General features: G+C 38.3%; 18 protein-coding genes and 2 other annotated features. All 18 genes read left to right on the top strand.

What is annotated here, in order from left to right:
• Nucleotides 1-7 precede the first annotated feature (7 nt).
• The gene (locus L6W14_RS22260; RefSeq protein WP_131521807.1) at nt 8-1,093 is read left to right on the top strand and encodes a PIN/TRAM domain-containing protein; all 1,086 of its coding nucleotides are present in this window, start codon (nt 8-10) and stop codon (nt 1,091-1,093) included.
• 11 nt (nt 1,094-1,104) lie between these two features.
• Nucleotides 1,105-1,800, top strand: a complete 696-nt coding sequence (ispD, locus tag L6W14_RS22255; RefSeq protein ID WP_131521808.1) for a 2-C-methyl-D-erythritol 4-phosphate cytidylyltransferase — start codon at nt 1,105-1,107, stop codon at nt 1,798-1,800.
• A gap of 302 nt (nt 1,801-2,102) precedes the next feature.
• Nucleotides 2,103-3,044 (top strand): serine O-acetyltransferase EpsC, encoded by a 942-nt coding sequence (epsC, locus tag L6W14_RS22250; RefSeq protein ID WP_131521809.1) that lies wholly within the window; start codon nt 2,103-2,105, stop codon nt 3,042-3,044.
• Nucleotides 3,045-3,185: 141 nt separating this feature from the next.
• Nucleotides 3,186-3,662 carry a 2-C-methyl-D-erythritol 2,4-cyclodiphosphate synthase gene (ispF, locus tag L6W14_RS22245; RefSeq protein WP_131521810.1) on the top strand — a complete coding sequence of 159 codons (477 nt, stop codon included), beginning with the start codon at nt 3,186-3,188 and terminating at the stop codon, nt 3,660-3,662.
• A 90-nt stretch (nt 3,663-3,752) separates the two neighbouring features.
• Nucleotides 3,753-5,213 carry a glutamate--tRNA ligase gene (gene gltX, locus L6W14_RS22240; RefSeq protein WP_131521811.1) on the top strand — a complete coding sequence of 487 codons (1,461 nt, stop codon included), beginning with the start codon at nt 3,753-3,755 and terminating at the stop codon, nt 5,211-5,213.
• Between the two features lie 50 nt (nt 5,214-5,263).
• Nucleotides 5,264-5,482, top strand: a binding site (T-box leader).
• 60 nt (nt 5,483-5,542) lie between these two features.
• Complete coding sequence (gene cysS, locus L6W14_RS22235; RefSeq protein WP_131521812.1) at nt 5,543-6,943, top strand: cysteine--tRNA ligase; 1,401 nt, start codon at nt 5,543-5,545, stop codon at nt 6,941-6,943.
• On the top strand, nt 6,928-7,368 hold the full coding sequence (locus L6W14_RS22230; protein WP_175400791.1) for a Mini-ribonuclease 3: 441 nt from the start codon (nt 6,928-6,930) through the stop codon (nt 7,366-7,368). Before cysS ends, L6W14_RS22230 begins: the two co-directional genes overlap by 16 nt.
• Nucleotides 7,368-8,120 (top strand): 23S rRNA (guanosine(2251)-2'-O)-methyltransferase RlmB, encoded by a 753-nt coding sequence (rlmB, locus tag L6W14_RS22225; protein WP_131521813.1) that lies wholly within the window; start codon nt 7,368-7,370, stop codon nt 8,118-8,120. The genes L6W14_RS22230 and rlmB overlap by 1 nt, the downstream gene beginning before the upstream one ends.
• 2 nt (nt 8,121-8,122) lie before the next feature.
• Nucleotides 8,123-8,635: an NYN domain-containing protein gene (locus L6W14_RS22220; RefSeq protein WP_054548958.1), complete on the top strand. Its 513-nt coding sequence runs from the start codon at nt 8,123-8,125 to the stop codon at nt 8,633-8,635.
• A 68-nt stretch (nt 8,636-8,703) separates the two neighbouring features.
• A complete protein-coding gene (gene sigH / locus L6W14_RS22215; protein ID WP_004233587.1) occupies nt 8,704-9,351 on the top strand; it encodes an RNA polymerase sporulation sigma factor SigH in 648 nt (215 codons plus the stop codon).
• Nucleotides 9,352-9,428: 77 nt separating this feature from the next.
• Entirely contained in the window at nt 9,429-9,575 is a 147-nt protein-coding gene (gene rpmG, locus L6W14_RS22210) for a 50S ribosomal protein L33 (protein WP_004233588.1), read from the top strand.
• Between the two features lie 48 nt (nt 9,576-9,623).
• A complete protein-coding gene (gene secE, locus L6W14_RS22205) occupies nt 9,624-9,809 on the top strand; it encodes a preprotein translocase subunit SecE (RefSeq protein WP_004233589.1) in 186 nt (61 codons plus the stop codon).
• A 355-nt stretch (nt 9,810-10,164) separates the two neighbouring features.
• Entirely contained in the window at nt 10,165-10,698 is a 534-nt protein-coding gene (nusG, locus tag L6W14_RS22200; protein ID WP_004233590.1) for a transcription termination/antitermination protein NusG, read from the top strand.
• A 229-nt stretch (nt 10,699-10,927) separates the two neighbouring features.
• Entirely contained in the window at nt 10,928-11,353 is a 426-nt protein-coding gene (gene rplK / locus L6W14_RS22195; RefSeq protein WP_004233593.1) for a 50S ribosomal protein L11, read from the top strand.
• A gap of 116 nt (nt 11,354-11,469) precedes the next feature.
• Nucleotides 11,470-12,168 carry a 50S ribosomal protein L1 gene (rplA, locus tag L6W14_RS22190; protein ID WP_004233594.1) on the top strand — a complete coding sequence of 233 codons (699 nt, stop codon included), beginning with the start codon at nt 11,470-11,472 and terminating at the stop codon, nt 12,166-12,168.
• Nucleotides 12,169-12,221: 53 nt separating this feature from the next.
• Nucleotides 12,222-12,367, top strand: a sequence feature (ribosomal protein L10 leader region).
• Nucleotides 12,368-12,399: 32 nt separating this feature from the next.
• Complete coding sequence (rplJ, locus tag L6W14_RS22185) at nt 12,400-12,900, top strand: 50S ribosomal protein L10 (RefSeq protein WP_004233596.1); 501 nt, start codon at nt 12,400-12,402, stop codon at nt 12,898-12,900.
• Nucleotides 12,901-12,973: 73 nt separating this feature from the next.
• A complete protein-coding gene (gene rplL / locus L6W14_RS22180; RefSeq protein WP_004233598.1) occupies nt 12,974-13,333 on the top strand; it encodes a 50S ribosomal protein L7/L12 in 360 nt (119 codons plus the stop codon).
• A 76-nt stretch (nt 13,334-13,409) separates the two neighbouring features.
• Nucleotides 13,410-14,012, top strand: a complete 603-nt coding sequence (locus L6W14_RS22175; protein WP_131521814.1) for a class I SAM-dependent methyltransferase — start codon at nt 13,410-13,412, stop codon at nt 14,010-14,012.
• The last annotated feature ends 236 nt before the right edge of the window (nt 14,013-14,248 follow it).

Below are 14,248 nucleotides of genomic sequence, written 5' to 3'. Positions count from 1 at the left end.
ACAGCTTGTGAAAAAATTTGTTCAAATTGCGTTTTTACTGATTGGAGGAGCATTGGGCCTTGTTTTCTTACCGCCATTATACGAATTGCTTCATTTATCATCTAATCCTTGGCTAGATAATCCTTATGTATCAGTAGCTCTAGGCGCACTTTTACTGTTTACACTATCTTTTGCATTTTCCGATTACTTTGTAAGGCTCATTAGCTGGATGGAAGAAGTTCTGTTTAAGGTTCCTATCGGAGATTTATTATTTGGAACGTTTGGTTTAATAATTGGGTTGATTGTCGCTTACTTTTTAGGCTTTGCTATTGATAGTGTAAAATTCCCTGTTATTACGGAAGTCCTCCCTATTATCCTGTCATTTGTATTAGGCTATTTAGGGTTCCGTCTAGGTTTTAGAAAAAGAGATGAGCTCATACAGCTTTTTACATTACGTAGTACCAATACGAAGAAAAAAGCTGCTGAAGGTGCTGAAGCTCAGGAGGTTCGTGGAAGCTACAAACTGCTAGATACAAGTGTAATTATCGATGGTCGAATTGCTGATATTTCTGAAACAGGCTTCATTGAAGGTATATTAGTTGTACCTCAATTTGTGCTCACAGAGCTTCAGCATATAGCTGATTCTTCCGATACCTTAAAGCGCACAAGAGGTCGGCGTGGTTTAGATATTTTAAAAAAATTACAAGATGAGCGTAAGACAAAAGTTGAAATTACGGACGAGGATTTTGAAGATGTACAAGAGGTAGATTTAAAGCTTGTTCGTCTTGCAAAAAAAATGGGCAATGATACATGCATTGTTACGAACGATTTTAACCTGAATAAAGTCTGTGAGCTCCATCATGTAAAAGTGTTAAATATCAATGATTTAGCGAATGCAGTGAAACCTGTAGTTATACCAGGTGAAGATATGCAGGTTGTGGTTATAAAGGATGGTAAAGAGCATAACCAAGGAGTTGCCTATTTAGATGATGGTACGATGATTGTGGTTGAAGGTGGTCGTAGTTATATCGGACAGGCAATTACAGTTACAGTTACTAGTGTGCTGCAAACATCGGCAGGTCGTATGATATTTGCTAAGCCGAAGGACGATTAGGATGTGGGAAAATGCAATATGAAGTGGTTCTACCTGCTGCCGGAAGTGGGAAGCGTATGGGTGCAGGGCAAAATAAATTATTTTTAAAGCTTTTAGAGAAACCTATTCTGGTACACACGCTAGAAGTGTTTCAACATGATCCCGCTTGCACAGGTATTTGGCTCGCTGTAAAACCAGAAGAACGTGGATTTATTCAAAAAATGCTAGAAGACTATAGAATTACCAAAGTGAAGGGTTTACCTGATGGGGGTGCTGAGCGACAGCATTCGGTTCATTCGTGCATGAAAGAGATGCAACAGGTAGATATTGTGCTTGTCCATGACGCAGCTCGCCCGTTTATTACGCATGATATCATTGCAAAGCTTGTACAGAACGCGCATCATCACGGTGCAGCAATTGCAGGGGTTCGTGCGAAAGATACGATGAAAAAAGTATCAATGAATGGCATTATAGAGGAAACGGTTGATCGAGAAAGCCTTTGGATGGTGCAAACTCCACAAGCATTCCGTTTTGAATTAATTATGGAAGCAGAGGACGTAGCTGAAAAAGTAGGCTTTCTTGGGACAGATGAGGCAATGCTAATGGAGCGTCTCGGACATCAGGTACACATCGTAGAAAGTAGTTATGAAAATGTAAAAATGACAACACAAGAAGACTTAGTATTTGGTGAGGCAATCTTGCGTAAGCGTGGCTCATACAATCATTAAGAAATATTATTTATGAGGCTATTCATTCGTAGTTTTTTGAGAATGGATAGTCTTTTTTATTTGTTTTGGTTGGGGAAAATTGTATGGTCACAATGCCAAATCTGTTCATCCATATATGTATGATACTAATGACATTTTGCTAGTCGAATTAGAAGCGAAGGCTTAGGAAGAGAATAAAAAGTTGGAATAGCTCCAATAAAGTGGGTTTATCCATTTGTGATCGTTTTACGTGTAAAATGAAATAGTGGATATATGATTAATAAGGTAATAGAATAGATGAAAAGATGTGAGGGGTGTTTATTGTGTCATTAAATGATTGGTTAAATCAAAAGGTTCCAGAAATTACAGGTTCATTAACTAGTATAAATAAACAGTACATCGACGTTGACAACTCAATAGGCTTTGATGGACGGGATCGGGTTATAAAAATAATCGATAATTTCCATGAGGTGCTGTTTCCTGGCATTTATATGAAAAGACCTATTGATGAAACAAGGGTGAACGTAGTTTGCAGTAATAAGCTGCGTGAAACAGCATTAGATTTGCGGGATATTATCGAAAAAGTATTATTTTATAATATGGAGGACAGTGATCCTGCCAATTGCGAGAAGTATTGCCGTGAACAAGCAGACAAAATTGTTATGAATTTGATTAATCGATTTCCTGCCATTCGCCAAGTGCTACAAACAGATATTCAAGCGGCGTATAATGGTGACCCAGCAGCTCTTTCCACAGAGGAAATTTTGCTAAGCTATCCATCTATTGTGGCTATTTATATTCATCGCATCGCACATGAATTATACGAAATGGGCGTACAAATTGTGCCTCGAATTATGTCAGAATATGCGCACCGATTAACGGGTATCGATATTCATCCAGGGGCTACAATAGGAGAATCATTCTTTATTGACCACGGAACAGGTGTCGTTATCGGTGAAACTTGTACTATCGGTAAGAATGTAAAAATTTATCAAGGTGTAACATTAGGGGCACTAAGCTTCCCATTAGATGAAAATGGTAATCCAATTAAGGGCATTAAGCGTCATCCAAATATTGCTGACAATGTTGTCATTTATGCTGGTGCTACTATTTTAGGGGGCGAGACGACGATTGGGCACGATTCCGTCTTAGGGAGTAATATTTGGCTAACACACTCTGTTCCCCCTTATTCACGTGTCTATAATTCACAGCCATCTCCGAATATTAGCAACAGTCAAATGAAAAATATAGAGTATCATATTTAAAGAATGTGGGGCAGTCTAGAGAGTGAAGCTTTCTAAACTGCCCATTACTGCTATAGGAGGATAATTATTAAAGCGCTTTTCAAACAACCTAGGACAAATTTTGATATGATAATGTTAAATATTAATTAAAGGAAGATGAATATGTTTCGAATTGGACAAGGTTTTGACGTACATGCATTTGAAGAAGGTCGTCCATTAATTATTGGTGGCATTACCATTCCGCATGAAAAAGGACTAGTAGGACATTCAGATGCGGATGTTCTCTTACACACTGTCACAGATGCAGCTCTAGGAGCAATTGGAGAAGGAGATATTGGCCGTCATTTTCCAGATACAGACCCTGCATTTAAGGACGCAGACTCAGCAAAATTATTAGCGTACATTTGGAAGATTGTTGAGGATAAGGGTTATTCTCTAGGGAATGTCGATTGTACCATTATGGCACAGCGTCCTAAAATGGCCCCCTATATTGGACAGATGCAACAACGTATCGCTGAATTATTACATGCAGAGCCTTCACAGGTAAATGTTAAAGCAACTACAACTGAACGATTAGGTTTTACAGGTCGCGAGGAAGGTATTGCGGCAATGGCAACAATTCTATTGATCAAGAAATAAATGTGGATGAACCCCGCTTTTATTTCCTGTAACAGAGTGGTAAAATGAACAAAGTCAATTTTTGATCGAAAATTTAGGAGGCTTTTAATTATGACGAAAGAAGTTCGCGTTCGTTACGCGCCATCTCCAACAGGTTATTTACATATCGGTGGAGCGCGTACAGCATTATTCAATTATTTATATGCAAAACATCATAACGGTAAATTCATTGTACGTATTGAAGATACGGATATTGAACGTAATGTAGAGGGCGGAGAAGCATCTCAGCTAGATAACCTAAAATGGTTAGGTATTGAATATGATGAGTCCATTGATATTGGTGGACCTTATGCGCCTTATCGTCAAATGGAACGTCTTGATATTTATAAAGAACACGCTGAAAAACTATTAGAGCAAGGTGTAGCCTATAAGTGTTTCTGTTCTTCTGAAAAGCTTGAAGCATCTCGTGAAGAACAAAAAGCAAGAGGTGTAGCTGCTCCTACTTATGATGGTACATGTCGCCACTTATCAGCAGATGAAATCACTGCTAAAGAAGCAGCAGGTGAGCCATACACAATCCGTATGCGTGTACCTGAAAATGTAACATATGAATTTGAAGATTTAGTTCGTGGACAAGTTACATTTGAGTCTAAAGATATTGGTGATTGGGTACTTGTAAAAGCAAATGGTATTCCAACATATAACTATGCAGTTGTTTTAGATGATCACTTTATGGAAATCTCTCACGTTTTCCGCGGTGAGGAGCATTTATCAAATACACCAAAGCAAATGATGATTTTTGATGCATTTGGTTGGGAATATCCACGCTTTGGTCATATGACCTTAATTATTAACGAAAACCGTAAAAAACTATCTAAGCGTGATGAATCGATTATTCAATTTGTTACGCAATATAAAGATTTAGGTTATCTTCCTGAAGCGATGTTTAACTTCTTTGCGCTACTTGGTTGGTCTCCAGAGGGAGAAGAAGAGATTTTCTCAAAAGAAGAATTTATCAAAATGTTTGATGAAAAACGTCTTTCAAAATCACCATCTATGTTTGATAAACAAAAGCTAACATGGATGAATAATCAATATATTAAAAAATTGTCTTTGGAAGAAGTGGTAGCATTATCTTTACCACACCTACAAAAAGCAGGCTTATTACCTGAAGAGCTTACTGCAGAGCAACATGCTTGGGCGACGGATTTAATCGCGCTTTATCACGACCAAATGAGCTTTGGTGCAGAAATTGTCGAATTATCTAGCCTATTCTTTAACGACCATATTGAATATGATGAAGAAGCAAAAGAGGTTTTAGCAGGAGAGCAAGTACCTGAAGTAATGGCGGCATTTAAAGCACAATTGGAAGAGCTAGAAGAGTTTACACCAGATGCAGTAAAAGCTGCGATTAAAGCTGTACAAAAGACAACTGGTCATAAAGGTAAAAATCTGTTCATGCCAATCCGTGTTGTAACAACAGGTGAAACACATGGGCCAGAGTTGCCGAACGCCATTTGTTTAATTGGTAAAGAGAAAGCAATTGACCGTGTAGAAAAATTTGCACAATAAAGATAAATTTATTGACAATTCATTCGTTCGTTGTAAAATGTATTTACATTGAAAAAGCGTTGATAAGGAGAAGTAAGTGGCGCATGCTCTTAAGAGAGGACCATCATCGGCTGAAAGTGGTCTGAGCCTAGGCAAAACTGAAATGCACCTTTGAGCATAAAGCTGAACGAGAGTAGGCTTTATCGAGTCATCCCCGTTAATGGATGTCCAAAGTGGAAGGCTTTTTGTCTTCAATCAGAGTGGAACCACGCAAATCGAGCGTCTCTGTCATTCCTTTTAGGAGTGATAGGGGCGCTTTTTTATTCAACAGAAAAGGAGAGTGAAATACAATGGGTATTCAAATTTTTAACTCATTAACACGACAAAAAGAAACCTTTGTACCGCTAGAAGAGGGCAAGGTAAAAATGTATGTCTGCGGTCCTACGGTTTATAACTATATCCATATTGGGAATTCACGCCCTGTAATTGTTTATGATACAGTACGTCGTTATTTTCAGTATAAAGGCTATGATGTAAAGTTTGTTTCCAATTTTACGGATGTAGACGATAAAATTATTAAAGCAGCAAACGAGCTAGGTGAAGAAGTGCATGAATTAACTGAACGTTTTATTGCAGCCTATTTTGAAGATGTTACAGCACTGGGATGCAAAAAAGCGGATGTTCATCCACGCGTGACAGAGCATATGAACGATATCATTCAATTTATTCAAGTGCTAATTGAAAAGGGCTACGCTTATGAGTCTGCTGGAGATGTGTATTACCGTACTCGTAAATTTGATGGCTACGGTAAATTATCACACCAATCAGTTGACGATTTAAAAATCGGTGCTCGTATTGAAGCGGGCGAGAAAAAAGATGATGCGCTAGATTTTGCTTTATGGAAAGCTGCTAAGCCAGGTGAGATATTCTGGGAAAGCCCATGGGGAGATGGTCGTCCAGGGTGGCATATTGAGTGTTCTGTAATGGCTCGTGAACATTTAGGAGATACTATTGATATTCATGCTGGTGGGCAGGATTTAACTTTCCCTCACCACGAAAATGAAATTGCTCAATCAGAGGCACACAATGATAAAACATTTGCGCGTTATTGGATGCATAACGGGTATATTAATATTGATAATGAAAAGATGTCCAAATCTCTTGGGAATTTCATTCTTGTGAATGATATCCGTAAACAAATTGACCCGCAGATATTACGTTTCTTCATGTTATCTGTCCATTATCGTCATCCAATTAACTTTGCGAAGGACCTAGTAGAAGCTGCTGCGTCAGGTTTAGAGCGCATTCGTACAGCATACAACAATGCGAAGCATCGCCTTACGACTACTGTAAGCTTAGGTGATCATTCAGAAGAATGGCTGAACAAAATTGCGGAACAAAAAGCGCATTTTGAAGAGGCAATGGATGATGATTTTAATACAGCCAACGCTATTTCTGTATTATTTGAAGTAGCTCGTATTGCTAATATTTACTTAAATGAAGCCAATACTTGCAAAAAGGTATTAGAAACCTTTATTGAAACCTTTGAAGTATTAGGTGACGTCTTAGGTATTGAATTTGCAAAAGAAGAAGAACTATTAGACGAAGAAATTGAAGCATTACTACAAGAGCGCGTCGAGGCACGTAAAAATCGTGATTTTGCTCGATCTGATGAGATTCGTGACCATTTGCAAGCCCAAGGTATCATTTTAGAAGATACACGACAAGGAACTAGATGGAAACGAGGGTAATTAAGTTGGATAAACTTCGCAATGAAGATGTTAAACAATTAAAAGCGCTGGCGTTAGCCTATATGGGTGATGCCGTATTGGAACAAAAGGTCCGAGAATACTTGCTACGCTCTGGTCGTGTTAAACCTAACACACTACATCGAGAGGCAACTCGCTACGTCTCAGCAAAAGCGCAATCGATGATCGTTCATCGCATGATGGATGAAAATTATTTAACAGAGGAGGAATTGGCTGTGTTCCGTCGTGGACGCAATGCCAAATCCGGCTCTGTACCAAAAAATACGGATGTCCAAACCTATCGTAATAGCTCAGGCTTTGAGGCGGTGCTTGGTAGTTTATATTTATTGAATGAACTAGAACGCGTCTACGAAATCATTGCATATGCTATTCAAATAATCGAGGAATCAAAAGGAGTGTCTAAATAATGGCAGAACAGAATGGTGAAATTATTGCCGGTAAAAACCCAGTGTTAGAAGCACTTCGTTCAGGCCGCGATATGAATAAAGTATGGATTGCAGAAGGAGTAAAAAAGTCTGGCGTCAATGAACTGCTAGATCTAGCCCGCGAACGTGGTGTCATCGTTCAATTTGTTCCAAAAAAGAAAGTTGATCAATTAACAAGTGCTAATCATCAAGGAATCGTTGCTTCTGTTGCCGCTTATAAGTATGCTGAACTTGAGGATTTATTTGCAGCAGCAGCTCATAAACAGGAAGATCCTTTTTTCTTAATCTTAGATGAGTTAGAGGATCCTCATAATCTAGGGTCTATTATGAGAACGGCTGATGCTATAGGAGCACATGGTATTATTATTCCTAAGCGCCGATCAGTGAGTTTAACAGCGGTAGTGGCTAAGGCATCTACAGGAGCGATTGAACATGTTCCAGTTGTACGTGTAAACAATCTTGCTCAAACAATAGATGAATTAAAAGAACGCGGTATATGGATTGCAGGGACGGATGCAAAGGGATCTGCAGATTATCGAAAAATGGATGCAACATTACCATTAGCTATCATTATCGGTAGTGAAGGCAAAGGGATGGGGCGTTTATTAAAAGAAAAATGCGATTTTTTATATCACTTACCGATGGTTGGGCATGTCACATCACTGAACGCATCAGTAGCAGCGGCTTTATTAATGTACGAAGTGTATCGTAAACGTCAAGAAGCGATTGAGTAACAATGAAAAACATTTTGCTTGTTGATGGCTATAATATGATTGGATCTTGGAAAGAGCTGCGACCATTGCGTGATACGAATTTTGAGGATGCGCGAAGAAGGTTGATAGAACTCATGGCTGAATATAAAGCAGCAATGGGTTGGCGTGTAATTATTGTTTTTGACGCACATCTTGTACCAGGAGTAGAGCAATCTTATATAGAAAATGATGTAGAAGTCATTTATACACGAAAAAATGAAACAGCAGATGAACGTATTGAAAAAATGACACATGAATTAAAGGCAAGAAATGTACAAATTCATGTAGCAACTTCTGATATGGCAGAGCAAAGTGTTATATTTGGGAATGGTGCCTTAAGGAAATCGGCAAGAGAGCTAGAAATTGATACAAGTATTATCCAACATAAAATTACCCATGATGTGAAGCGGAAGCAAGAAAGTAAGCCGCCTTCTCGTATAGAATTAAAGCCAGATGTTGCGCTCGCCTTTGAAAAATGGCGACGAGGGTTGAAATGATTGATTGACGCATATTTTCCAATTCCGTTATACTGTTTCTAATTATCTGTTGTGGCTGAGGTGATACCATGTTTAAAAATAGCATTGTACAAGTGACACAAGATTTTGAACGATTCAATGATGAAGAGCTTATTGAAATGGTGCATCAAGGTAATACAGATGCGTTGGATTATTTAATTACGAAATACCGTTTGTTAGTAAGAGCGAAGGCAAGATCCTATTTTTTAATCGGAGCAGATAAGGAAGACATCGTACAAGAGGGCATGATAGGCTTATATAAAGCGATTCGTGATTTTAAAGGAGATAAGCTTGCATCATTCAGGGCTTTTGCAGAGTTATGTATTACAAGACAGATTATCACAGCTATTAAAACAGCTACTAGGCAAAAGCATATACCTCTAAATTCCTATATCTCTTTGGACAAGCCTATATTCGACGAAGAGTCAGACCGAACGCTTATGGATGTACTAACGGGTGCTATTATGGATGATCCAGAAGAATTGATGATTCATAGAGAAGAGTTTGGATATTTAGAAGAAAAGATGAGTGAGATTTTAAGTGAATTAGAGCTACAAGTTTTAGCCTTATATCTAGACGGTCAGTCTTATCATGAAATTTCCGCCAAATTAAATCGTCATGTGAAATCTATCGATAATGCATTGCAGCGGGTTAAACGTAAATTAGAACGTCATTTAGTCCTTGAGGAAATGTCTTAGCCTATATAGGCCTTTATTGACATTGACAAATATAGGTGTTAGTCTTAAAAAGACAAAGTGCCGAAAAAGGTGATTATATGGCAAAAAAAGTCGTGCTAAATTGTGAGAAATGTGGTTCGAGAAATTACACGTTCCCAGCTAAAGAAGGTTCAACTGTACGTCTCGAATTAAAGAAATTTTGCTCACACTGCAATGAACATACAATGCATAAACAAACGCTATAAAATGATATGTAAATAGACAGATTTGATTGATTCGGAGGTTAAGCTAGAATGGGCAAGATCAAAAGCTTTTTCAGCGATGTAATGTCAGAAATGCGCAAAACAAGCTGGCCGAAAAGTAAAGAACTGACGAAGTATACAGTCGTTGTAATTTCAACTGTTGTCATTATGGCTTTATTTTTTGTGTTAGTTGACTTAGGTATTTCATCATTATTCCGCTGGTACTTAGATTTATAATTTAGTAAATAGCATATTTTTGAAATAGCCCGTCCATTGCAATAACGGGTTTTTTCGTTTGTTTTATCTTCATTCAGCAGAAAACTCCATCTAAATTGGATCGATGAGATGGGTGAAGTGAAGCGCAAAGCAGTAAAATCTCCTCATTATGATAAATACTACTAGGAGAGTATGATAGTAGCGATAGATGACTATGCTAGTTTCGGTATATATCATCGAGCTTTCGCAAGCAATTAGCGAAAGCTATATTTTTCTAATGAGATGTTTGTGAAAAGAGTAAAAATGCATTGAGCGTATCGCGATTCATTTTCACTTTTATTTGTAAGGGAGGGACGGACGAGGAGTCCTAGTAGTTATGGAGAAAAATTGGTATGTTGTTCATACGTATTCAGGGTATGAAAACCGTGTAAAAGCAAACCTAGAGAAACGTGTAGAAACAATGGGAATGCAAGATAAAATCTTCCGTGTGATTGTTCCTGAGCATGAAGAAACAGAAATGAAAGATGGAAAAAAACGTACAATGATGCGTAAAGTTTTCCCTGGTTATGTGTTAGTAGAGTTAATCATGACAGATGACTCTTGGTATGTAGTTCGAAATACGCCTGGTGTTACGGGCTTTATCGGTTCATCAGGTGGAGGAGCAAAACCAACACCGTTATTACCTGAAGAAGCAGATCGTTTACTGCAACAAATGGGTATGACTGATAAAGTTGTTGAAGTGGACATTACTGTTGGTGAAGCAGTAGAAGTATTAGAAGGGCCGTTTGCTCATTTCCAAGGGCGTGTTGAAGAAATTGACACAGAAAAAGGTAAAATTAAAGTGACGGTTGATATGTTTGGTCGCGAAACGATTATGGAGCTAGATTTCGAACAAGTTCAAAAATTATAGTTCTAAGAATAGAACTTTACATGCAAATTGGTAGATGTTTCGCAGATTTTGTTAATTACTACTTGCTTAAAAAAATTAAAAGTGGTATCATTTCATAGGTCAGACTGTCATACTTTTGTTTGACGTCTGTAATGATAATTTTAATGTTATCGGCACTTAGCTGACAGACAGATATTGAGTGGGAGGGGCAACCCAATTACCACATCACGGACTTAAGGAGGTGTGTCTCGTGGCTAAAAAAGTTATTAAAGTTGTTAAACTTCAAATCCCTGCTGGTAAAGCTAACCCAGCTCCACCGGTTGGTCCTGCATTAGGTCAAGCGGGTGTGAACATCATGGGATTCTGTAAAGAATTTAATGCGCGTACTGCTGATCAAGCTGGTCTTATTATCCCAGTTGAAATTTCAGTATTCGAGGATCGTTCTTTCACTTTCATTACAAAAACTCCACCTGCAGCAGTTCTACTTAAAGTAGCAGCTGGTATCCAATCTGGATCTGGTGAACCAAACCGTAAAAAAGTGGCAACGGTTAAACGTGATAAAGTTCGCGAAATCGCTGAAACTAAAATGCCAGACCTTAACGCTGCTTCAGTAGAAGCTGCTATGTTAATGGTTGAAGGTACTGCACGAAGCATGGGTATTGTTATCGAAGACTAATCCCATTTACTTGATGTTTTGTTTTTTGGAAGGTTGCGAAGTTTCTTTGTGAACACGCAACCTTTATTCGTGGGAGGTAAAATCCGCTATAACCACAATCAAGGAGGAAATATATAATGGCTAAAAAAGGTAAAAAACTGCAAGATGCAGCGAAATTAATTGATCGTAACGCACTATACACTGCACAAGAAGCAATCGAACTTGCTCAAAAAACTAGCACAGTAAACTTCGACGCTACTGTAGAAGTTGCTTTCCGCTTAGGTATTGATACTCGTAAAAACGACCAACAAATCCGTGGTGCAGTAGTGCTACCAAACGGTACTGGTAAAACTCAACGTGTATTAGTATTTGCAAAAGGTGAAAAACTTAAAGAAGCTGAAGCAGCTGGTGCTGACTATGTAGGCGATGCAGAATACATCCAAAAAATCCAACAAGGTTGGTTTGACTTCGATGTAATCGTAGCAACTCCTGACATGATGGGTGAAGTTGGTAAACTTGGTCGTGTATTAGGACCTAAAGGTTTAATGCCAAACCCTAAAACTGGTACAGTTACTTTCGATGTAACAAAAGCTATCGAAGAAATCAAAGCTGGTAAAGTAGAATACCGTGCTGATAAAGCTGGTATTATCCACGCTCCTATCGGTAAAGTTTCTTTCTCAGCAGAAAAATTAGTAGAAAACTTCTTAGCTGTTTTTGATGTAGTACAAAAAGCAAAACCTGCTGCAGCTAAAGGTACTTACATGAAATCTGTAAATGTTACAACTACAATGGGTCCAGCGGTTAAAATTGACGCTTCTAACGTAGTAGTAAAATAATTTATATATATGTATTGACGATAGTGGCTATACGTGATACTATAGTTGCTGTTGTGAATTATCCATTTGTACCGTAGACAGTAGGAGTGACTTGTCACTTAATGTTCCTACCGAGGACATCGGAATTCAGATTCTTATTTAAAGATGATGACTTTCAGCCTCTGTGTCTATTTGACTCGGAGGCTTTTCTTTTGTCGGTATAAATGACCCATTCTAATAGGAGGTGTCATCATGAGCAAAGCAATCGAAAACAAACAAGTACAAGTTCAAGAGATTACTGAAAAATTCCAAGGCGCTGCTTCTGTAGTAGTTGTGGATTACCGTGGTCTTAATGTTGCACAAGTAACAGAGCTTCGTAAACAACTTCGTGAAGCTGGCGTTGAGTTCAAAGTTTACAAAAACACTTTAACTCGTCGTGCTGCTGAAGCTGCTGGCCTTGAAGGAATCAACGACGTATTAGTTGGTCCTAACGCAATTGCGTTCTCAAATGAAGATGTTGTAGCGCCTGCTAAAATCATCAACGAGTTCGCTAAGAAAAACGAAGCTTTAGAAATTAAAGCTGGTATTATTGAAGGTACTATCTCTTCTGTTGAAGATGTTAAAGCACTTGCAGAACTTCCATCACGCGAAGGTCTACTTTCTATGCTTTTATCTGTACTTCAAGCTCCAGTGCGTAACTTCGCACTTGCAACAAAAGCTGTTGCAGAACAAAAAGAAGAACAAGGCGCGTAATTTAGTACGCACTAATACTTCTGCGGCCTGATCGCAAAAAAATAAAACATTATCCAATTAGGAGGAAATTATAATGAATAAAGAGCAAATCTTAGAAGCTATCAAAGCTATGACAGTTCTTGAATTAAACGATTTAGTAAAAGCTATCGAAGAAGAATTCGGTGTAACAGCTGCTGCTCCAGTAGCAGTAGTTGCTGGCGGTGCTGCTGCAGCTGAAGAAAAAACAGAATTTGACGTAGTATTAGCATCTGCTGGTGCAGAAAAAATCAAAGTAATCAAAGTGGTTCGTGAAATCACTGGTTTAGGTCTTAAAGAAGCTAAAGAAGTAGTAGATAACGCTCCTAAAGCTCTTAAAGAAGGCGTTTCTAAAGATGAAGCTGAAGAAATCAAAGCTAAACTTGAAGAAGTTGGCGCATCTGTAGAAGTTAAGTAATCTCGCGTTACTTTTTAACAAAAGGAAAGCTCGTCATTTTGGCGAGCTTTTTTCTTCATTCTGAGGAGGCGTGAAAATGTCAGATCACTATTATACAAGTAAGCCTCAAACTGAAAGTAAACCACGTCACTGGACATTCAAGTTACTAGGGCATACGTTTTCATTTGAAACGGATGCTGGTGTATTTAGTAAAAGCGAAGTAGATTTTGGATCCCGTGTTTTAATAGACGCTTTTCAAATGCCTGATATTGATGGTGCGATTTTTGATGTAGGTTGTGGATACGGGCCGATAGGGTTATCGATTGCCAAAGCTAATCCAGACCGTACCGTTTTTATGATGGATATTAATGAACGTGCAGTTGCGCTTTCGCAAAAAAATGCGCAAGTGAACGGTGTTCAAAATGTGCGAATATTTGTGAGTGACGGCCTATCGATGGTTGATAAAGATGTAGATGCAGCAGCTATCTTAACGAATCCACCAATTCGTGCGGGGAAGGAAACGATTTTCCGCTTTTACGATGGAGCTTACGATCGGCTAGTGTCTTCGGGTGAGCTCTGGGTAGTCATTCAGAAGAAACAAGGAGCGCCATCGACAGTAAGTTACTTAGAAGAAAAGTTTTCAGAAGTCGATGTAGTAGAAAAGAAAAAAGGGTACTGGATAGTACGCGCAAAAAAATAAATGAAATATGTATAATTTATTGACTTGACAAATCGGCTATGATAATATGATACAATGCAAAAATATTATTTTGAGGTCGTATGCCCTTTTTGTATAGAATTGTTTTAATATGGGTATACTTGCCAAGATAAGTTTAGTTAACCGAAAATGAGATCTTTTTGAAGACTCGTTTTCTTTTTGTCTTTCGAAATCATACACTATTTGTATGATTTTGCAAAGACCTAATATCGCTTTAT

Origin of the sequence: Lysinibacillus sp. ACHW1.5 (assembly GCF_022014815.1) — a bacterium.
Classification (GTDB): domain Bacteria; phylum Bacillota; class Bacilli; order Bacillales_A; family Planococcaceae; genus Lysinibacillus; species Lysinibacillus capsici.
Note: the sequence above shows the minus strand (reverse complement) of the source record. Positions and strands in the feature narration are given on the sequence as shown.

Coding starts and splice junctions, on each gene's coding strand:
- rpmG (WP_004233588.1), top strand. CDS start 9,429: ATGGCAAAAAAAGTCGTGCTAAATTGTGAGAAATGTGGTTCGAGAAAT.
- L6W14_RS22175 (WP_131521814.1), top strand. CDS start 13,410: ATGTCAGATCACTATTATACAAGTAAGCCTCAAACTGAAAGTAAACCA.
- nusG (WP_004233590.1), top strand. CDS start 10,165: ATGGAGAAAAATTGGTATGTTGTTCATACGTATTCAGGGTATGAAAAC.
- sigH (WP_004233587.1), top strand. CDS start 8,704: ATGTTTAAAAATAGCATTGTACAAGTGACACAAGATTTTGAACGATTC.
- rplJ (WP_004233596.1), top strand. CDS start 12,400: ATGAGCAAAGCAATCGAAAACAAACAAGTACAAGTTCAAGAGATTACT.
- rlmB (WP_131521813.1), top strand. CDS start 7,368: ATGGCAGAACAGAATGGTGAAATTATTGCCGGTAAAAACCCAGTGTTA.
- rplA (WP_004233594.1), top strand. CDS start 11,470: ATGGCTAAAAAAGGTAAAAAACTGCAAGATGCAGCGAAATTAATTGAT.
- ispF (WP_131521810.1), top strand. CDS start 3,186: ATGTTTCGAATTGGACAAGGTTTTGACGTACATGCATTTGAAGAAGGT.
- gltX (WP_131521811.1), top strand. CDS start 3,753: ATGACGAAAGAAGTTCGCGTTCGTTACGCGCCATCTCCAACAGGTTAT.
- cysS (WP_131521812.1), top strand. CDS start 5,543: ATGGGTATTCAAATTTTTAACTCATTAACACGACAAAAAGAAACCTTT.
- L6W14_RS22230 (WP_175400791.1), top strand. CDS start 6,928: ATGGAAACGAGGGTAATTAAGTTGGATAAACTTCGCAATGAAGATGTT.
- L6W14_RS22220 (WP_054548958.1), top strand. CDS start 8,123: ATGAAAAACATTTTGCTTGTTGATGGCTATAATATGATTGGATCTTGG.
- secE (WP_004233589.1), top strand. CDS start 9,624: ATGGGCAAGATCAAAAGCTTTTTCAGCGATGTAATGTCAGAAATGCGC.
- rplL (WP_004233598.1), top strand. CDS start 12,974: ATGAATAAAGAGCAAATCTTAGAAGCTATCAAAGCTATGACAGTTCTT.
- ispD (WP_131521808.1), top strand. CDS start 1,105: ATGCAATATGAAGTGGTTCTACCTGCTGCCGGAAGTGGGAAGCGTATG.